Below are 20962 nucleotides of genomic sequence, written 5' to 3'. Positions count from 1 at the left end.
AATTATATAAGATAACAGTATATAAATAATTCAAAAGTTTATATAAACTATAAATTAAAACCGATAAGGGGAAACGGTATGGGAAGAGTTTTTACAACAGGTGAAGCACTTATTGATTTTATTCCGCTTGAAATAAAAGATTCGCTAAAAGAAGTAGAAAGTTTTGCAAAAATGCCTGGTGGAGCACCTGCAAACGTTGCGGTTACAGCATCTAAATTAGGGAGTAAATCATATTTTATAGGTATGCTCGGAGAAGATTCTTTTGGAAACTTTTTGCTTGATACTTTGAATAAATATGGTGTTGATACAGCTTATACTTATAAGACTTCTAAAGCTAAGACAGCATTGGCGTTTGTATCGCTTGGAAAAGATGGCAGTAGAGATTTCAGTTTTTATAGAGATCCGAGTGCAGACTTATTTTTATCTGTAGAAAATGTTAAAAATATAGAATTTAGAAGCGATGATTATATAAGTTTCTGCTCAGTTGATTTAGTTCCATATCCTGTCAAAGATGCTACGGAGTATCTGCTTAAAAAAGCGAAATCATCAAATGCTACAATACTTTTTGACCCGAATATAAGAAAAAATTTATGGAATGATATGAACTTATATAGAGAAACTGTATTGTATTTTATGAAATATGCAGATATATTAAAAATATCTGATGATGAAATAGAATTTATAACAGGAAAAGCTGATATAGATTCAGGTATAGACTTTTTGAAAAGTCTGGGAGTTAAAAATATAATATTGACACTTGGAAAAAATGGAGCAAGCGCATACTTTGGCAGTAAATATTTGCACACTGACGGTATTTCTATAGTTCCTATTGACACGACAGGTGCAGGGGATTCGTTTGTAGGAGCTGTACTTCATATGCTTGATATTATAGGCAAAAAACCGGATGATTTGAGTAAAAGTGAGTTAGATGAAATATTGAATTTTGCAAATAAAGTAGGTGCTTTGGTATCTACTAAAAAAGGCGCAATGGATTCGTTACCTACAAAAGATGAAGCTTTAAATTTTATAATAGATTAGATAACGGAATTAAAATAATTTGAGCATTATATTAAAAAATATAAATATTTTAAGTATATAATTAAAATAAATAATTAATGCTTAATATAAGTTATCCATAATTTTATTATAAAATAGTATTAGAAATTAGTATAAATCTACAATAAAAAAATTTTGTAAATTCTCAAAAAAAGAACTCTTTTTAAAAGAGTTCTTTTTTATATACATATAATTACATTTTAACAGTGTTAAGATTTGTTATTCTTTCGCCGTCGTCAACCTTGTAAGTTCTAAATAGTAAATATAAACTTACTATTAAAAGTATTACGGCTATTATTGTGCCTACTGTGAAACCTTGACCTGCCAATAATACTATACCTAACTGATAAGTTATAAATGCTACTACATAAGCGAATACTGTTTGGTAGAAAAGTGCAAATCCTGTCCATTTTGGGCTGTTCATTTCACGTTTTATTGCACCTACTGCTGCAAAGCAAGGTATGCAGAACAAGTTGAATAACATGAATGAGAATGCCCCGATAGCACCATTTTCGAACATCTTAGATGCAAGTCCTACGAATTGAGCATTTTCAGCTACTGTTTCTGGATCTACTTCCATTTGAGATATAACACCCATAGTTGATATTACATTTTCTTTTGCGATAAGACCTGTAAATGTAGCGACTGTAGCCATCCAGTTACCAAATCCGAGCGGAGCAAATATCGGTGCTATTGCAGTACCTATTATAGCAAGTATTGAGCCTGATGTATCATCTTTAAATGATATGAATTCGAATGATGGAGTAAAGTTCATCAAGAACCATAATATGATTGATGATGCTAATATTATTGTACCGGCTTTAGTCGCATATGATTTTGTTCTTTCCCATACATGTAATAGTACATTTTTCCAAGCAGGTGTATGGTATTGTGGGAGCTCCATAACAAATGGTGCGGGGTCTCCTGAGAACATTTTTGTTTTTTTAAGGATTATACCTGATATTATAATAGCAATTATACCAAGTACATATGTCATCGGTCCAACCCAAGCGGCACCGTCAAAAGCTGCAGCAGCTATAAGTGCTATTATAGGAGCTTTTGCACCGCAAGGCATAAATGAAGTTATTATTACAGTCATTCTTCTGTCTTTTTCGTTTTCTATAGTTCTTGAACCCATTATACCTGGAACGGAACAGCCTGTACCTATCAAAAACGGTATGAATGATTTACCGGAAAGACCGAATTTTCTAAATATTCTATCCATTACGAAAGCAACTCTTGACATATATCCTATATCTTCAAGAACACCAAGGCATAGATAAAGTACAATTATAAGCGGTAAGAAACCGAGAACGGCACCAACTCCACCTACTATACCATCCATTATAAGTCCTGATAAAACTTCATTAACGTTATTTTGTTCTAATAAGTTTGAGAAGAATGCAGTTACAAACCCTTCATCTCCAAATACAGTTTCATTTATATAGTCAGAACCCATAGTACCTATTGTACTTACGGACAGATAGTACACTGCCCACATAACAGCAATAAATATAGGTAAAGCAAGTATTCTGTTAGTTACTATAGAGTCTATTTTATCAGATGGACTCATATCGGATTTTACTTTTTGTACAGCAGTAGATATTATAGAAGCTATTACACTATATCTTTCATTTGTTATTATACTTTCTGAATCATCATCCATAGATTTTTCTACTTTTTCTATAGCCTCTTCAATTATATTTCTATCGTCTCCTGAAAAACTGAAATGTTCTACTACTTTTTCATCTCTTTCAAACAGTTTTATAGCAGTCCATCTCTTGTTGGAAACGGTAGAAAGCGAAGAACAGTGTTCTATTGTTGATATTGCTTGTTCAACATCATTAGAAAATCTAAATATCACATCTTGATGAGATTTTTTTGAATTGCCTATTGATATTACTTCATTCATAAGATTGTCGATACCTGTGTTCTTAAGAGCCGATATTTCAATAACCTTACATCCGAATGATTTTTCAATCTCTGAAACATTTATCTTGTCGCCTCTTTTGTTTACAACATCTATCATGTTAAGAGCTATTACAACCGGGATGTTAAGTTCCAACAGTTGAGTTGTAAGATATAAGTTTCTTTCAATATTTGATGCGTCAACCATATTAAGTATTACATCAGGTTTTTCATTTATGAGGAAATCTCTTGATACAACTTCTTCAAGTGTATATGGAGAAAGTGAATAAATTCCGGGAAGGTCAACTATGTTTACTTCCTTGTTTTTTCTATAAGCCCCTGCTTTTTTTTCAACTGTTACTCCGGGCCAGTTACCTACATATTGTGCAGAGCCTGTAAGTATGTTGTATATTGTAGTCTTGCCTGAGTTGGGGTTACCGGCAAGTGCGACATTAATACCCATAATACCTCCTAATTGTTAAAAATAAGTATTAATAAATGATAACAAATAATAAAAAAAATTTAAAAATTACTCAACCTCTATAAAAGAAGCATCCGATTTTCTAAGAGTAAGTTCATATCCTCTTACAGTTATTTCAACAGGATCACCTAATGGAGCAACCTTGCGTATAAAGATGTCACAACCTTTAGTTATACCCATATCCATGATTCTTTTTTTTGTAGCACCTTGTCCCGTAAGTTTTGTAACTTTCACAGTACTGCCTATCTTTGCTTTATCCAATGTCATATCTAAACCTCCTATCTGTACATTTTTCTTATGTTGATGAAAATATCAATGCAAATTATTTATTGGAAATTATCAAAAAAAGTAAAGTTCAATAAATAATTTATAAAATAAAAAACTTAAAAAGTTTAATGCTTGCTAAAAAGACATTAAAAAATAAAAATTATATTAAGAGAGTGAATAATCAGTAAAAGTGATTTTATAAGTTATAAAATCACTTTTACTATTCAGGCGCTACCATAATTTTATTAGTCATGTCTTTACCTAAAGCGACTCTTGAGTCTTTTATATTTACGATCATATTACCGGAATTTACTGATATTACAGTTATCTGTGCACCGATAACAAACCCTAAATTTTCAAGAAATTTTTTCTGTTCAGGATTTCCCTTCACTAAAGTCACCAAGCATTTATCACCTGTGTTCATCATAGACAAAGGCATATATACCTCCAAATTAAAATAATAATAATATAAAAGATTATTGGAATTATTTTTAATTATATATTTTAATTCTTGATTTGTCAATGAATATAGTTAAAGTTTTCATTTGAAAAATAATTTCGTTATTATAAATGTGTAATAAAATCTTGATAATTTGTGCTTATATCTGCAAAAAATATATTTTTTATTTTTTTTAAATTATAATAATTGATAACTAAAACTAATATAATCTTATAAATATTTATTTTTGCTTTTTAAATGTGACATATATACTATATTTTTATTGCGTAATTTAGGACCTTAAGAGTTTATGGATTGATATTAAACATACTTTATTTATGTGCTTTTATAAAAGAAAAACGAGTAAAATCAATGTTATTGTCTTATATAAAAAATATATTATTTTTATTTTATAGTTTTAGGTTTATAATAAATAAAATTAGGTATAAAGACTATTGTAAAGTGGGGTTTTAATAAAATGATATAATGGTTATATAAACAGAGGTGAACTATGAAGAATATAGGAATAGTAACAGGTGCATCTTCAGGACTTGGAAAAGGTATCGCAATTGAAATAGCTAAGGGATTTGATATAGATGAGCTATGGTTGATTGCGAGAAGAAAAGAAAGATTAGTTGAATTAGGCAAAGAAATATACGAAGATTATGGTGTCAATGTTGTGATTATGTCATTAGATCTAATTGATGAAAAGTCTTTGCAAAAAATATCTGATAGATTGGAAAGTCAAAAGCCTAATATAAAGATACTCGTAAATTCAAGCGGTTTTGGAGTAATGGGTGACAGTAGTGAAATGAACAGAAAAGTGCAAGAAGATATGATATTGCTTAATTGTAAGGCATTGTTTTCTCTCACAAATATATGCACAAATTATATGAGTAGAGGTAGTGGAATATTGCAGATTGCATCTGTTGCAGGTTTTTGTCCTCAACCGTATTTTGCGGTTTATTCTGCTACAAAAGCATTTGTATTAAGCTATTCAATGGCACTTTCTAAAGAGTTGAAAAAAAGAGGAATAAGTGTTAGTGCTCTTTGTCCCGGACCTGTGAATACGGAGTTTTTTGACATATGTGAGAGGGATGCGAAAATGGAAAATATGATAAAAAAAATGTTTATAAAAAGTCCAAATTTTGTAGTTAAAAGAGCAATAAAAGGTTATTTGAAGAAAAAGACCGTTATAGTACCTGGCATTACTATGAAACTTCTGTCAATTATAGAGGGATTATACATTAAACAATTAAGTTCTATATTGGCTTATAAAATTTATAAAAAATTTAATTAATTTATGAATAATATTGAAAATTATAATGCAGTATTAAAAGATATATAACCCCATATTTTTATTTAATAAAAGAAATCAAATTTATATTAAGACAAGGTATTTTCTATGAAAGTATCTTGTCTTTTGTTATTTAAAATATTGAAACAACATAAAAACTTTGATAAAAATACAAAAAATCTAAAATAGGGTGTTTATAAAATATACCCTAAATGAATAAAGCTGTTTTTGCTAATTCAATTGATAAAAAAACTTAATATAATTTGTTTTAAAATTTATATTTAAGGTATATGTATAAGGCATTTTATGGATGATGTAATATTATAGTATTTATAATATTACTTGTTATATTTATTTTTATAGTAAATTGGACTGGAAATAAAATAAAAATATATTGTAACTTTGTTTGATAAATAAGTTATAATATATATAATGTTTATAATAAACTCAATTTGCTATACATTGCTCATCTTTATGAAAAATTTTTGAAAGGAGGGGAAAAATGGAAAATTTCATCAAAAACATTTTTGATATTGACGAAGAAGCTGAAAAATATCAAAAATCATTAGAAAAAGAGAAGCTACAACTCATGCAAGACAGAAAATCTAAGATAGAGGAATTGGATAAAGAATACATTAATGTCTTGGCTGATGAAAAAAGCAATTTAAACTCAAGATTAAAAAATATAGAGACTCAGGATACTAAACAACTGGATGATTATAAGAAAAAATCTGAGAAAATCAAAGATATTTTTGCTCAAAAAAAAGTCTTGTTAGTGAAAAGTTTTGCTAAATCCCTTTTAGAAAGTGGTGAATTGAATGGGCAATAATTTTCATGCTGTAAATGCCAAGATTGGCGTTTTAAAAAAAGGGATTTTTAACGATGATGATTACAACAAGCTTTTATCTTTTTCGAAAAGAGAAGATGTCATAAATTATTTGAAAAACAATCCTATATACAAAGATCAAATCCAAGACTATGAAGAAAATTCTCCGAGAAACAGATATGCTATGGAGTTTATGATACACAAGACGGAAACTGAAATATTCAGAAAATTGGAACATTTTCTTTTCGGTGAAGATAAGATGCTTGTAGAGGCTATGCTTACAAGATATGAGTTTGAAGACATCAAAATAATTTTAAGAAGTATAGTAGAAAATGAGAAAATAAATCTTGCTAAAGAAACCTTGATGTACAAAACCAGTAACCATGTAGATTATGATAAATTGGCTAAATGTGAAAGTATTCATCAAGCACTTGATATACTTAAAGGAACTATATATAGGAGAGCTTTGGTATCTTTAACTGATGAAGATGTGCTTAGGCTCCATTTTCACGTAGAAATGAATTTGGACAGTCTTTATTTTATAGCTGTGAAAAAAGCTACAGAAAAGCTGTCAAAATCAAGTCAAGAAATATTAAATTCGTATTATTCTGCAATTATAGATACCATTAACTTGCAATGGATAATAAGAGCTAAGAGGTTTTATAACCTATCCAACGAAGAAATATACAACTATACTTTGAGATTCGGTAAATATATAAAAGGCGATTTTTTAAAAAGTCTTGTGTATAGTGAAAACGGACAGGAAATAATGGAAAAACTCAAGGGAACAAAACTTGAAAAGCTACTTAGAAATAATGAAGAAGGTAAGATAATAGCTTATAGAAATGTACAAGGATATATATATAACAACCAATTAAAAAAATTGAAAAGTTATCAAAATACCATATCCACATTTCTTAAATTTATTATACAACTGTTGATACAAAACGAGAATATGACGAGAATATCAGAGGCACAAAAATATAGTTTAAGTAAAGAAGAAACGAGAAAATATTTGATTAGTACACACTAAAGGCTATAATTATATAAATTATTGAACAAGGAGGTGCTAAATGGCTGTAGAAAAGATGAAAATGATGAATTTGGTTGCCCTCAAGCAAGACACTCACAATATACTTCGTGAGATAGTCTTAAACGGCTCCATTCATATAACAAACTCATCAAATTCTTCTAATTTTACTATGAGGTATATGGACACTCAAATTGGAGAGTTTTCAAAAATGGGAGTAGATATAAGTAAAATATCTCCATATATAAGTGAAAAAGTATTTAAAAAGAAAAAATACAAAGACCTTTTAGATGAAATGTTTACATTTTTTGATATAAAAGAAGATGAAATAGTTTTGGAAAATCTGCAATCCCTTAATTATAGTGAAAAGTTGAAAATATTGGACAAAATATCTGAGGAGTCCGACAGAATCAAAAATCTTGAAGAATCCAACAGATATGCAAGAGCTAAAGTAAAAATATTATTAAACGCTCTTGAATATTTTTGTCATGATAACATAAAAATATCAGAATTTATGAATTTAAAACATATAAAATTCAATATGGGTCAGATTTCAAAAAACTCTTGGATAAAATTGAAATCAAATTATGAAAATATAAAAGGAATAGTAGTTCACTTAGGCTCTAATAATCACGGAGAAACTCTCATGATATTTACTCCTTCCATGTATGAAGAAAGTACGGAGTATTTTTTGCGTTCACTGTCTTTTGACGAAATAGATTTACCGAATATAGATATGTCGTTCAAAGATTTAAATGCTGCAAAGAAGAAACAACTTATCGACTTGGAAAAAGAGCAGGAAGAAATAAAAAAAGAGAAAGAAGAATTCAGAAAAAAATACTTACAAGATATATTGGCATTATATTATAGATACAAGATAATCGAAAAAATAGAAGAACTTGAGTCTCATATGGCACAGAGTAAAAATTTTGTGCTTCTCAGTGCTTTTGTACCGGAGTCAAAAATTGATGAGATAAAAAATCTTATAGAAAAAACGTCTGAAAGTGCACTTGTATATTTTTCGGAAGATGTTGCAGTTCCTTCAATATTCAAAATACCTACAAAACTTAAAAATAATTTCATATTAAGACCTTTCGAGGCACTTGTAAAAATGTACTCAATACCTGATTATAAAGAGGCTGACCCTACACCGTTTTTTGCAATAACATATATGTTGTTGTTTGGTATGATGTTCGGAGATGTCGGACAAGGTCTGGTGTTTGTAATAGCAGGCAACTTGCTTGCAAGAAAAGTGGGAGAGACTGCAAAGATAATACAAAGAATCGGACTATCATCGGTATTTTTTGGATTTATGTACGGAAGTGTATTCGGCATTGAGGATATATTGCCTGCAATATTGTTAAGACCGATGGAAGATATAAACACCATACTTATAGGCACAATTACAATAGGTATAATAATGATAATTGTGGCATATTTCATAGGATTTTATAATTTAAAGGCAAGAAATGATATAGGAAACTTATACTTTGATAAAAACGGTATTTCAGGGTTTATATTCTATATGGCATTTTTACTGTTGATATTAAATATTACAGTTTTAAAATCTTATGTGGGCGAAAGCGGTTCATCAATGCTTGTAATAATAAGCGTTGCAATTATGATTGTCACATCAACCCTTATGTTCATGAAACCTAAGTTGGCGGAGAAATTTGAAAAATCTGGTCATAAAGAAGAATTTTCTCCTGTTGAAAGCGGATTTGAGATGTTTGAAACCATAATGGGATTTTTCTCAAACACTCTTTCGTTTATAAGGGTAGGGGCTTTTGCAATAAACCATGTCGGATTATTTATGGCATTTCACGCACTTGGACAGATGATAGGCACAGGAGTTGGAAATGTGCTTATGATTGTACTTGGAAATATAGTAATATTAGGACTTGAAGGGTTGATAGTATTTATACAGGCTATCAGATTGGAATACTATGAGTTGTTCAGCAAATACTTCAAAGGAGACGGAATAATATACAGTCCGCTTCATGTAGATGTTCGCACACAAAAATAAATTTATTTATAAATTATTAACTGATTTTTAGGAGGAAAGTTATGAAAACAACACTATTATTATTAACAATAGGTATAGGAGCTACAATATTAACAGGAGTTTCTTATATGAAACAAAAAAAGACTACAAGTAAAGCAGGATTAAAAAAAGCCATAGCAATAAATTTATTGGCAATGTTTGGATTATTTGTTACAGGTCTTATACCTGATGTTGTATTTGCAACAGGAGAAGCTGATGCAGTAGCAAGTTCTGCAAGCGGTTTGGGATATTTGGCAGCAGCTTTATCAACAGGTCTTGCAGCAATAGGTGCAGGTATAGGTGTAGGACAAGCAGGCTCAGCAGCAATAGGTGCTATATCAGAAGATTCATCAATACTCGGTAAGACACTTATCATACTTGGACTTGCAGAAGGTATTGCAATATATGGTCTTGTAATATCAATAATGATACTTCAAAGAGTATAATAGGAGATAAGTTATGGTTAGCTATCTTATAGCGGACAATACAGATACGCTTGTAGGAATGAGATTGGCAGGAATAACAGGAACTGTTTTGCATGAAAGAGGCGAAGTTTTGGAAGAGTTCAACAAATGTCTTTCAGATAAAAACATAGGTATACTGTTGTTGACAGAAAAAATATTTGATCTTATAAGCGAAGAGGTTATGAATGTCAAGCTGAAAAATAGATTTCCTCTTATAGTAGAAATACCTGATAGACATGGACTTCAAAGAGATCCTGATTTTATAACAAAGTATATAAATGAGTCGATAGGAATCAGCATATAATGTGGGAGGAGTTTTATGATAACAATAGAAGATAAAATAGAGTCATTTAAAAAAATAATAAATGAAGATATAAAATCGTCTTACGATGTAGAAATACAAAAGATAAAACAAGAAACGGAAGATATAATAAGAACATATAAAGCTAAGAAGTATGAAGATATAGAAAGAATAAAAAGAGATTATGCTTTAAAATTAGAAACAAAAACTGACAGAATACATTCAAAAACACAAAAAGAAGGTCAAAATATAATATTAGCTGCTAATAAACAAATATATGATGATTTTTTCAAAGCGCTCAAAGAAGAATTGAAATCAGAGTATTTGGGAAAAGAAGGCGAGACGTATTTGAAAAGAACATTGGAAGTTGCAAAAAAAGATGTTAAATCTGATGATACAATATATGTTTTTGAAAAATCTTATGAGAGAGATATGCCTATAATACAAGATATATTAGGCGGTGTAGATATTCAAAAAAGCGATAATATAAGAATAGGCGGTTTTGAAGTGGAAAACAAAGAAAGAACATATAGACTGAACTATTCTGTAGATTTTTTATTAGATAATAAATACAAAGATATTTTGACAAAATTGAAACAAGAGTTGGATGTAAGAGCATAAATTCTTATGAATTATTATAGTTCTTTGAAATAACAACTATAATGTAAAAGTCATACTAATGCCTGATAAAATAATTAATATTTTTAATTTACAATCATAAAAAAACTAATTATTGTTTTTTACAATACCAACCAGTAAAATAGGTATTAGTATCAATAAATTATAAGTGAGGGTAACTATGAATGAAACACCTAAAATAATTGATATAAACGGTCCGGTTGTTAAAGCAAGTGGTATGGGTGTATATAAAGTAAGAGATATGGTGCTTGTAGGTGATATGAAGCTCATAGGCGAGATAATATCTATAGATGGAGATATTGCTACAATACAAGTATATGAAGAAACTCAAGGCCTAAAAGTAGGAGAAAAGATAGTAAGTACGGATATACCACTGTCAGTAACATTAGGACCGGGAATAATAGGAAATATATTTGACGGAATACAAAGACCTCTTGAAAACATATATGAAATAACAGGGGATTTTATAGCAGAAGGCATAGGACTATTATCTATAGACAAGTCAAAGACGTGGAAAGTGGAAATGCTTGTGAAAACAGGTGAAACAGTTACAGCAGGACAAGTGTTTGCCACAACACAGGAAACAAGTTTTATAAAGCACAAGATATTAATACCGCCCAATGTGAGTGGAGAAGTAATAGAAGCACTTCCTTCAGGAGAATATAATTTGGAAGAAGAAGTGTTAACTGTAAAGGATGAAGATAATAAGATACACAAACTGAAATTATATCATACTTGGCCGGTTAGAATACCACGCCCTGTAAAATATAGAATGCCTATATCAAAACCGCTTGTTACAGGACAAAGGGTACTTGATGTATTTTTTCCTATTGCAAAAGGTGGTACATCAGCTCTTCCTGGAGGTTTTGGAACAGGTAAGACTATGACACAACATCAGTTGGCTAAATGGTCAGATGCAGATATAATCGTGTATATAGGTTGTGGAGAGCGTGGAAATGAAATGACGGAAGTGCTTGAACAATTTCCTGAATTGATAGATCCGAGAACAGGCAAACCTCTTATGGAAAGGACAATATTGATTGCAAATACATCAAATATGCCGGTTGCTGCTCGTGAGGCATCTATATACACAGGAATAACAATAGCCGAATATTACAGAGATATGGGTTATCACGTTGCTATAATGGCAGATTCAACATCAAGATGGGCAGAGGCGCTTAGAGAAATATCAGGAAGATTGGAAGAAATGCCGGCAGAAGAAGGTTATCCTGCATATTTGCCGTCAAGAATAGCACAATTTTATGAAAGAGCAGGTTATGTGGAAACTCTTGGAAAAGAAGAAGGCTCTATAACTGTAATAGGAGCAGTATCTCCGCCTGGAGGAGATTTCTCTGAGCCGGTAACGGAAAATACAAAGAGATTCGTGTCAGCTTTCATAGGCTTGGATAAAAATCTTGCATATATAAGACACTATCCGGCTGTAAATTATTTGACAAGTTATAGCGGATATACATCACTTATAAAAGAGTATTATGATGAGAATGTATCACCTGAGCTTATGAAATTGAGGGCAAAAATGATGGAACTTTTGTCAGAGGATGACAAATTAAATCAGATAGTTCAGCTTGTTGGAGAAGATGTCCTTCCAAATGACCAAAGATTGCTTCTTGAAGTAGCCAAGGTATTGAAAAAGGGATTTTTACAACAAAATGCAATGCACGAAACAGATTCATATGTTCCTCTTAAAAAACAGTATGAGATGCTGAAAGTTATAGACACTCTTTATGATAATGCAAATATGGCGGTAAAAAAACAAATAGCTCTTGTAAAAATAAAAAATGACAATATTTTTGAAGAAGTAATAAAGATGAAATATGATATACCTAATGAAAATTATGAAGAAAAATTTGACACATTAAATAAAAAAATCAAGAACTATTATGCCGATTTGATAGCAAAAAATCAGGAAGAGTAGGTGAAAATATGCAAAGACAATACTTAAAACTTGAAAAAATAGAAGGTCCATTGATAGTATTAAAAGGCGTAGACGATGTAAGCTATGATGAGATGATGGATATAGAGATAGAAGGTAAGGAAAAAAGAAGAGCGAAGGTAGTTCGTATACAAGGAGATAAAGTAATCGCACAGGTATTTGAAGGAACAACAGGAATATCCACGCAAAATGCGGCAGTTACATTTACAGGAACACCTTTGGAAGTATCACTCAGTAAAGAAATACTTGGAAGAACATTTAACGGTGTTGGAGAGCCTATAGATGGAGCAGATCCTATAATAACCGACAAAAAATATAATGTAAACGGAAGACCTATGAATCCGGTTTCAAGACAATATCCGAGAGACTATTTAGAGACAGGTATATCTGCGATAGATACACTTACCACTCTTATAAGAGGACAAAAATTGCCTATATTTTCATCAAACGGGCTTACACACAATCAATTGGCGGCACAGATAGTACGACAGGCAAAATTAAAGAATTCAGATGAAAAATTTGCCATAGTGTTTGCAGGTATGGGAATAAAACACGATGATTATGATTTTTTCAAAAGTGCATTTGAAGAATCAGGAGCATCATCAAGGGTTGTATCATATATAAATTTGGCTGATGCACCTATAGTTGAGAGAATATCAACACCGAGAACAGCACTTACAGCAGCGGAATATTTGGCATTTGAAGAAGGAATGCATATATTGGTAGTTATGACAGATATAACAAGCTATGCCGAAGCTCTAAGAGAAATATCATCAGCAAGAGAAGAAGTGCCGAGTAGAAAGGGATATCCAGGATATTTGTATTCAGATTTATCGACTTTGTACGAAAGAGCAGGAATGATAAAAGATAAAAAAGGCTCTATAACACTTATTCCGATATTGACAATGCCAAATGATGATATAACACATCCTATACCGGATCTTACAGGATTTATAACAGAAGGTCAGATAGTTTTATCAAGAGATTTATTCCAAAAAAATATATATCCTGCTATAAATATATTGCCTTCGCTTTCAAGACTTATGAAGGACGGTATAGGAGAAGGATATACAAGAGATGATCATGATCAGGTACAATCACAACTCTTTGCACTTTATTCGAGAGTTATAGATGTACGCTCACTTTCTCAAATCATAGGAGAAGATGATTTGACTCCTATAGACAGGATATATATGCAGTTCGGTAGAGAGTTTGAGCAAAAGTTTTTGTCTCAAAGATTTGACGAATCGAGAACGATAGAGCAATCATTAGATATAGCTTGGGATTTGTTCAAAATGTTCCCTAAGGTAGAATTGGACAGATTGGAGAGTAAATATATAGACAAGTACGGAAGGTGGTAAAATGATACAGAACATAGCACCTACAAAATCAAATTTACTGAAAACCAAAGATAATTTGAAATTATCCAAAACAGGATATAATCTTATAGACAAAAAAAGAACTGTTTTGATAAAAGAGATGATGCAACAAATAGAAAATGCCAAGAAGATACAAGAAGATGTAAAACAAATGTTCGAGCAGGCATATGCTGTACTTCAAGAGGCAAACATAACAATGGGAGTTATGGCTGTAAGTGATATAGCATTATCCATAGACAAAGCGGAAAATTTTGAAATATCATATAAATCCGTAATGGGCTTAGACGTACCGAGTGTAAAATATGAGCATGGTAAATTAAGACCTCACTACAGTATGCACATGACAAGTCCTGCCATAGATGAGGCTATAAGAATATTTCAAAAAATAAAAAGGCTGACATATCGTTTGGCAGAAACAGAAAATACAGTATACAAATTGTCTATAGAAATAAAGAAAAACCAAAAAAGAGCAAACGCATTAGACAAAATACAAATACCTAATTTAGAAGATACTGTAAAATATATATCAGAATCGCTCGAAGAAAAAGAAAGAGAAGATTTTTACAGACTTAAAAAAATTAAAAAAAGAAAATCATAATATAAAAAATTATGCAAATAATAGAAAAGTATGATATAATTTGTTAAAAAAGTATATCATACTTTTTTATGTTAACCATTTTAAATTTGTACTAAATATTTATTTAATGATGAAATACCATTTAAATCAAAATATGTATACTAAAATCTAATAGAAAAGCATTGATCACTTAGATAAAATCTATAATTTGAATAGGTTTTAGTATTATATTTAATAACCGATAGTATAATAATCAAAAAATAAATATTAAATTTTTAATCATTCACTACAATGTTTTATATTGATTAACTATCTAATCAGTATAACAATGAGTGATATTTTTGGAGGGATTGAATTGAGAAACATTTTTTTAAGAAAACTTGCTTCATTTGTTGTAAGCCTTGTTATAATAGGCATATATCTGATATTTACTTTTTTTAACACAAAAGATATAGCCAAAATTTTGACACAAGGAGATTTGGATTTATATTTTAAAGGTACATGTTCAAAAGAGTATAAAGATATACTGGTAGATAACAGTAGCGATGAAGAATTAAAAGAAAATTATGAAGAAGTTATAAACTCAGAAGTGGATTTCTTTTTTTACTACTTCGGACTGGATGAAAATTATAAAGAAGAAAATCAAGAAAAATTAAATGAAATTTTTAAAACGGTATATTCAAAAGCAAAATACGAAGTTAAAGAAACAGATAAGAAGAAAAATCCTAAAGAAGTAACTGTTGAAATAGAGCCTATGAAAATAATGTTGGATATGGAAGACGAGTATGAGGCTCTGATGGATGAAATGACTAAAGATGTTGATGAAAATAATGTAAATAAAACAGATGAAGAATTACATACAGAATTTACACAAAGGTTTTTGGAGAAGTTTGAAGAAGCATCAATGAAAGATATGCAATATGATACATCAAAGACTATAGCTATAAAGGTTCCAAAGGACAAAAACGATATATATCAAGTAGATGAAAAAGACTTTTCAAAAGCGGTTGGAGAAATAATTCCATATAAAGTACAATAAGAAAAAAATACATCTAATTAATTGTTTAATTATTAGATGTATTTTTTTGAATAATAATTTATAGGATACCATTTAAATCAGAATTTTTATCATATTTCTTTTTATCAGTAGGGCAAGAATTTGAATGGCATGAACCGTTACAAGAAGAACATGAAGAACCCTCGCCACGAAGAGAAAAATACAATGCTGTTATAAAAATAGCACCAACTATAATACCTGCAATTATGTTTTGCATAAAAAGCCTCCCAAGTTAATCGTAATTTGAAACAATGTATATCTGAATAAATTATTAAAAATTACAAATTTTAAGTAATTTAAAGCAAGATTAATATAAATTGTCTGTATAATTGATACCAATTATTACTAAAAATATTCATAAAAATATTTATTTATAAGGTTAAATTAGAAATATTTTCCATATAAATATTGCAATACAGGCATTTATAGATAGTTATAAAATATTTTTATATCTGACTATAAAATAAAAGTATTGTACTAAAATATGATTGAATGGTTATATAATGTTCGTAATAAATAATAAAAATTGGAGAAAATATGTATTTTAAATATAGCGTTTTTATAGCCTATACACTTGATTTAATATTTGCAGATCCATATAATATGCCTCATCCTGTAAAATTTATCGGGAGGCTTATAAGTTATCTGGAAAATATATTTTTTAAAAGTCGTATAAATAAATTTATATCCGGAATATTTACAGCAGTTATTACAATAGGAATATCTTATATAGCGACATATTATTTAATAAATCTTTCATATGGTGTAAATTTTTATCTTGGTGCTGTTTTTGAATGTGTTCTTGCTTATACTGTGCTTGCAAGCAAATGTTTGGAAAAAGAAGCTATGAAAATATATGAAGAAATTAAAAAAAATGATTTAACATCAAGTAGAATAAAACTATCTTATATAGTGGGAAGAGATACAAAAGAATTATCATTTTCAGATATAATAAGAGCTACGATAGAGACAGTTGCCGAAAATACTGTAGATGCCGTTATAACTCCTATATTTTTTATGATAATAGGTGGAGTGCCACTTGCAATAGCATTTAAAGCTGTAAGCACCTTGGATTCAATGATAGGGTATAGAAATGAAAAATATGAGCAATTCGGTAAGTTTTCTGCAAGGTTGGATGATATATGTAATTTTATTCCGTCAAGAATATCTGTTATAATATTCACATTAAGTGCATATATAAATTCGCTTGATTGGAAAAATTGTATAAAAATAGGATTAAGAGACAGAAAAAACCATTTAAGTCCAAATTGTGCATATCCTGAAGGTTTAATAGCAGGGGCACTCGGAATACAACTTGGAGGAGCACATCATTACAAAGGAAAACTTGTAGAAAAAGCTACAATTGGAGATAATATAAGAGAGCCGAACAAAGAGGATATATTAAAATCTGTAAAAGTGTTGAGAGTTAATACTTTTATATGTGTTTGTATCGCATTTACATTAATTTATCTAAATCTGCCATAAAACAGCATATTTGCATAGTTATGCTTGATTTGTTTAGCCTAAGTGTATGTAGTTAAAATATATTTCTTTGCATATTTTTATATGTTTTATAGAATAAATTTTACTTAAAATACAGGTCAACACAATAACAATATTTTTAATACGGATATATGTTTATTAATAGATATATTTATATAAATTATTTATTTTAATTATAGTTAATTTTATTTAGCTAATAAATTCTTAAAAACAGAAATATCAATTATTATACTAACTTTCAGTATTTATTTATATTTTGAATGATAGCATTAATTTTTAACTACTATCTTATTGAAAAAAGTGCAGTATTATTGTATAATGCTTTTGAAATTATTAAATTCATCATTAAAAGTAATATTTTATAGGCTATATGATATATATAATCAATTTATATATACTATCAATTATTGTTAAAAATTTATTTTTTGTAAGTTTTAAAACACGAAATAATGGAGGAAATTGTTTATGAAAAACCTTAATATCGACATATGTTGTGGGGCAAGATGCACTATGATGGGTGCTGTAGATTTATTGGAAAAAGCTGAGAGTTTTAAATCGGTGTTCCCGGATGATAATATCATTGTACAAGTAGTACCATGTACCCAAGAATGTAAAGGGACTAAGACGTCTGCTGCACCGATAGTTACTATAAATAATGAAAAAATGTTAAATGCAACACCGCAAAAAGTTATGGAAAAGATGATGGAGGTTTTGAGATAAATGAGGACTGAATTTACACCATTAATACAGCTTAGAAGAATGGTTTTTGTTGAAATAGCTAAAATGGGGTATGATGACAGTAAAAACTTAGCAACAAATTTAGAACAAGCTGTTTATAATATTTTGCCCGGAGAAGTCGCAAAATACAGAGAATCCATTTTTAAAGAAAGAGCTATAGTAGGTGAAAGACTTAGAATGGCTCTTGGACTTAAAATGAGAGCACAAGATGAGTATTCGAGACTTTCTGACGGCTGTGAAGAAGTCATAATAGACGAAAGGATAGTTCAAGATTCTCTTATAGAGGTTATGCCTTTTGCATGTGAAGCTTGCCCTACAAAGACGTATAGAGTGACAAATAACTGTAGAAAATGTCTTGCACATCCATGTATACAAGTCTGTCCTGTAAATGCCATATCTATGGGCAAATATTCTACAGTAATAGATGAAGATAAGTGTATACGCTGTGGGAAGTGTAAAGAAAGTTGTCCGTACAATGCGATAGTGTTTTTTGACAGACCTTGTGCTACGGCTTGTGGCGTAAATGCAATAGAATCCGATCATTTGGGCAGAGCACATATTAATCAAGATAAGTGTGTTACTTGTGGTATGTGCTTAGTAAATTGTCCTTTTGGAGCTATAGCGGATAAAACGGAAATATTCCAGCTTATACAAGCGATAAAATCAGGAGAAGAAGTACACGCAATGCTTGCACCTGCGTTTGTAGGTCAGTTTGGTCCTATAGTTACACCGGATATGATAAAAGAAGGTATAAGAAGATTGGGTTTCAAATCGGTAGTCGAAGTTGCGATAGGAGCGGATATAGAATCCATACATGAAGCAGAAGAATTTATAAAAGAAGTTCCGGATACTCTTGAATTTTTAGGAACATCTTGCTGTCCTTCTTGGTATTTGGCAGCCACTAAGAATTTCCCTGAACTTAAGAAAAATATAAGCTCATCAGCTACACCTATGGTAGCAACAGCAAAATATATAAAAGATGCACATAAAAAATCCAAGGTTGCATTTATAGGTCCATGTATAGCCAAAAAAACAGAGGCGTCACAACCTCATATAAGAACGCATATAGATTTCGTTATAACATTTGAAGAGCTTATGGGGATGTTGGTTGCACAAAATATAGATTTTGCAAGCCTGAAAGATGCAGAAAAAGCTAAAGACGATGCATCAACTTCAGGAAGAGGATTTGCAAGTGCAGGTGGAGTTGCACAGGCTATAATAAACACTATTCATAAAGCTGAACCTACTTTTGAAGTAAAGACATATAATGCAGACGGATTGCATGAATGTATGAAGATGTTGAAAATGGCAAAAGCTGGTAAATATAAAGGCTACTTACTTGAAGGTATGGGATGTCCCGGAGGATGTATAGGTGGTCCTGGAACTCTTGCCCCTATAAATAAGAGTAGCAGAGAATTGGAAAAATACAAAAATGCTTCACCATATTTTACAGTACAAGACAATACGAATGTAAAACATGATTGGATAAAGCGAGAAGAAGAATAAATAAAAAATATTATACAAAAATAAAAAAGTGCTTGACAAATCGAAAATAATAATGTAATATTTATAAAAATTAAATATAAGCCTTTGAAACAGAAATAAGTAGTCTAATTGATTGTTTACAGCGAGCGGCATATGATGAGAGGTCGCATATGATTTAGATGAAAAATATTAGGGACTGTTTCGGTTATTTTGACAAAGATTAATCGAGTATCAAAATACGTAAGAATGCGTTAAATTTGAAAGTGGATGGATATTTAAAGATATCTGTCAATTAGGGTGGTACCACGGGTCAATATTGCTCGTCTCTTGTTTTTAAAGAGGCGAGCTTTTTTATAACAAATTTTTATAAAAATTGTTTTTAAATAATTAGCGCTGCTTTCAATTTATACTAATATTAGTTTGATTAATGGATAAAATTTATACAAGATGTTTATTTTAAATATGCTTAATTTTTATTTAGCTCATAAACTTTTAAAAATAAAATGTCCATTACTCTATTAACTTTTAGTATTAATATTGTTATTACCTAATTGAAGAATTAAGTGTAATAAACAATATTATAAATTTAATACTGTTTAATACTTTATTATTAATTTGAATTTGGAGGGAACTTGTATGAAAAAGAATTTACTTAAACTTATGTGTTTATCATTGGTAGCTATGCTTACATTTACTGCTTGTGGAGGTTCAAAAACTCAAGAAAACAAAGCAGAAAAAGAAGAAAATGCAGCAACATCACAGGCGATAGAGGCTATTAAACAAAAAGGTAAATTAATAGTCGGTACATCAGCTGATTATCCACCTTATGAATTTAAGGCTCTTATTGACAATAAAGAAGAAATAGTAGGATTTGACATAGAAATAGCCAAAAAAATAGCAGAAAAATTAGGTGTTGAACTGGAAGTAAAAGATATGGATTTTGGAGTTCTTTTACCTACAGTTAAAACAGGACAAGTGGATATGATAATAGCAGGTCTTAACCCAAATCCTGAGCGTGAAAAGGAAATAGGCTTGTCAAATGTTTACTATGAATCATCACAAGGTGTGCTTGTAAGAAAAGCTGATTTGGAAGTTTATACATCAGCAGATGCTTTAAAAGGCAAAAAGCTTGGCGCACAAATGGGAAGTATTCAAGAAGAAATGGCAAACTCAATAGAAAATGCAGAAGTAAAATCACTACCGCTTACAACATCATTGCTCGTTGACTTAAAAACTGAAAAAATAGATGCAATAATAATGGAAGCCCCTGTTGCAAAACAATATGCAAACAATGATGAAGAGCTTGCAGTACCTGATTTTGTATTTGAAAGTGCAGAAAAAGGTGCGGCTATAGGAGTAAAAAAAGAAAATACAGATTTGCTTCAATTTATAAATGAAACATTAGATGAATTAAAAGCAGACGGTTCCATAGACAAATTCGTAGTAGACGCAATAAATTTATCAAATGAACAAGCACAATAATATATTATACTGATTTTAAAACAGAAACAGCAAAA

General features: G+C 30.2%; 20 protein-coding genes and 1 other annotated feature. Of the genes, 16 read left to right on the top strand and 4 right to left on the bottom strand.

Translation table 11 applies throughout. The annotated features are described in order from the left end of the window. Positions 1–78: 78 nt before the first annotated feature. Entirely contained in the window at positions 79–1038 is a 960-nt protein-coding gene (locus HMPREF9630_RS04520; protein WP_009527357.1) for a carbohydrate kinase family protein, read from the top strand. A gap of 211 nt (positions 1039–1249) precedes the next feature. Here the strand turns inward: HMPREF9630_RS04520 and feoB are convergent, their stop codons facing one another. The 3 genes from feoB to HMPREF9630_RS04505 form a co-directional block, all read right to left on the bottom strand. Continuing rightward, positions 1250–3427 carry a ferrous iron transport protein B gene (feoB, locus tag HMPREF9630_RS04515; protein WP_009527356.1) on the bottom strand — a complete coding sequence of 726 codons (2178 nt, stop codon included), beginning with the start codon at positions 3425–3427 and terminating at the stop codon, positions 1250–1252. 66 nt (positions 3428–3493) lie between these two features. Next, positions 3494–3712 carry a FeoA family protein gene (locus tag HMPREF9630_RS04510; protein WP_009527355.1) on the bottom strand — a complete coding sequence of 73 codons (219 nt, stop codon included), beginning with the start codon at positions 3710–3712 and terminating at the stop codon, positions 3494–3496. A 220-nt stretch (positions 3713–3932) separates the two neighbouring features. After that, positions 3933–4151, bottom strand: coding sequence for a FeoA family protein (locus HMPREF9630_RS04505; RefSeq protein WP_009527354.1), 219 nt, complete (start codon positions 4149–4151; stop codon positions 3933–3935). Positions 4152–4662: 511 nt separating this feature from the next. Here HMPREF9630_RS04505 and HMPREF9630_RS04500 point away from each other — a divergent pair. The 11 genes from HMPREF9630_RS04500 (at position 4663) to HMPREF9630_RS04450 (ending at position 15701) form a co-directional block, all read left to right on the top strand. After that, positions 4663–5451 (top strand): SDR family NAD(P)-dependent oxidoreductase, encoded by a 789-nt coding sequence (locus HMPREF9630_RS04500; RefSeq protein WP_009527353.1) that lies wholly within the window; start codon positions 4663–4665, stop codon positions 5449–5451. Positions 5452–5950: 499 nt separating this feature from the next. Beyond that, positions 5951–6277, top strand: coding sequence for a hypothetical protein (locus tag HMPREF9630_RS04495; RefSeq protein ID WP_009527352.1), 327 nt, complete (start codon positions 5951–5953; stop codon positions 6275–6277). Further along, positions 6267–7307 (top strand): V-type ATPase subunit, encoded by a 1041-nt coding sequence (locus HMPREF9630_RS04490; protein ID WP_009527351.1) that lies wholly within the window; start codon positions 6267–6269, stop codon positions 7305–7307. The genes HMPREF9630_RS04495 and HMPREF9630_RS04490 overlap by 11 nt, the downstream gene beginning before the upstream one ends. A gap of 40 nt (positions 7308–7347) precedes the next feature. Further along, positions 7348–9330: a V-type ATP synthase subunit I gene (locus HMPREF9630_RS04485; RefSeq protein ID WP_009527350.1), complete on the top strand. Its 1983-nt coding sequence runs from the start codon at positions 7348–7350 to the stop codon at positions 9328–9330. Between the two features lie 41 nt (positions 9331–9371). Further along, positions 9372–9794, top strand: a complete 423-nt coding sequence (locus HMPREF9630_RS04480) for an ATPase (RefSeq protein ID WP_009527349.1) — start codon at positions 9372–9374, stop codon at positions 9792–9794. A 13-nt stretch (positions 9795–9807) separates the two neighbouring features. Then, a complete protein-coding gene (locus HMPREF9630_RS04475) occupies positions 9808–10116 on the top strand; it encodes a V-type ATP synthase subunit F (RefSeq protein ID WP_009527348.1) in 309 nt (102 codons plus the stop codon). A 15-nt stretch (positions 10117–10131) separates the two neighbouring features. Then, positions 10132–10734 (top strand): V-type ATP synthase subunit E, encoded by a 603-nt coding sequence (locus HMPREF9630_RS04470; protein ID WP_009527347.1) that lies wholly within the window; start codon positions 10132–10134, stop codon positions 10732–10734. A 178-nt stretch (positions 10735–10912) separates the two neighbouring features. Continuing rightward, positions 10913–12688, top strand: a complete 1776-nt coding sequence (locus HMPREF9630_RS04465; RefSeq protein WP_009527346.1) for a V-type ATP synthase subunit A — start codon at positions 10913–10915, stop codon at positions 12686–12688. 8 nt (positions 12689–12696) lie between these two features. Next, positions 12697–14067: a V-type ATP synthase subunit B gene (locus tag HMPREF9630_RS04460; RefSeq protein WP_009526294.1), complete on the top strand. Its 1371-nt coding sequence runs from the start codon at positions 12697–12699 to the stop codon at positions 14065–14067. Position 14068: 1 nt separating this feature from the next. Then, the gene (locus tag HMPREF9630_RS04455; RefSeq protein ID WP_009527345.1) at positions 14069–14683 is read left to right on the top strand and encodes a V-type ATP synthase subunit D; all 615 of its coding nucleotides are present in this window, start codon (positions 14069–14071) and stop codon (positions 14681–14683) included. Between the two features lie 334 nt (positions 14684–15017). Next, positions 15018–15701, top strand: coding sequence for a hypothetical protein (locus HMPREF9630_RS04450; RefSeq protein ID WP_009527344.1), 684 nt, complete (start codon positions 15018–15020; stop codon positions 15699–15701). Positions 15702–15759: 58 nt separating this feature from the next. On the opposite strand, the gene HMPREF9630_RS04445 is transcribed toward HMPREF9630_RS04450, so the two are convergent. Then, positions 15760–15936, bottom strand: a complete 177-nt coding sequence (locus tag HMPREF9630_RS04445; protein WP_009527343.1) for a hypothetical protein — start codon at positions 15934–15936, stop codon at positions 15760–15762. A gap of 320 nt (positions 15937–16256) precedes the next feature. Between HMPREF9630_RS04445 and cbiB the strand changes: the two genes are divergently transcribed. The 4 genes from cbiB (at position 16257) to HMPREF9630_RS04425 (ending at position 20927) form a co-directional block, all read left to right on the top strand. Further along, the gene (cbiB, locus tag HMPREF9630_RS04440; RefSeq protein ID WP_009527342.1) at positions 16257–17204 is read left to right on the top strand and encodes an adenosylcobinamide-phosphate synthase CbiB; all 948 of its coding nucleotides are present in this window, start codon (positions 16257–16259) and stop codon (positions 17202–17204) included. A 483-nt stretch (positions 17205–17687) separates the two neighbouring features. Next, the gene (locus tag HMPREF9630_RS04435) at positions 17688–17942 is read left to right on the top strand and encodes a (2Fe-2S) ferredoxin domain-containing protein (protein WP_009527341.1); all 255 of its coding nucleotides are present in this window, start codon (positions 17688–17690) and stop codon (positions 17940–17942) included. After that, the gene (locus HMPREF9630_RS04430) at positions 17943–19466 is read left to right on the top strand and encodes a 4Fe-4S dicluster domain-containing protein (protein ID WP_009527340.1); all 1524 of its coding nucleotides are present in this window, start codon (positions 17943–17945) and stop codon (positions 19464–19466) included. 75 nt (positions 19467–19541) lie between these two features. Next, positions 19542–19776: a binding site (T-box leader), on the top strand. 305 nt (positions 19777–20081) lie between these two features. Next, positions 20082–20927 carry a transporter substrate-binding domain-containing protein gene (locus HMPREF9630_RS04425; protein ID WP_009527339.1) on the top strand — a complete coding sequence of 282 codons (846 nt, stop codon included), beginning with the start codon at positions 20082–20084 and terminating at the stop codon, positions 20925–20927. The last annotated feature ends 35 nt before the right edge of the window (positions 20928–20962 follow it).

It is taken from the genome of Peptoanaerobacter stomatis (genome assembly GCF_000238095.2).
Taxonomy (GTDB): domain Bacteria; phylum Bacillota; class Clostridia; order Peptostreptococcales; family Filifactoraceae; genus Peptoanaerobacter; species Peptoanaerobacter stomatis_A.
This window is presented reverse-complemented; position numbering and strand designations above follow the sequence as displayed.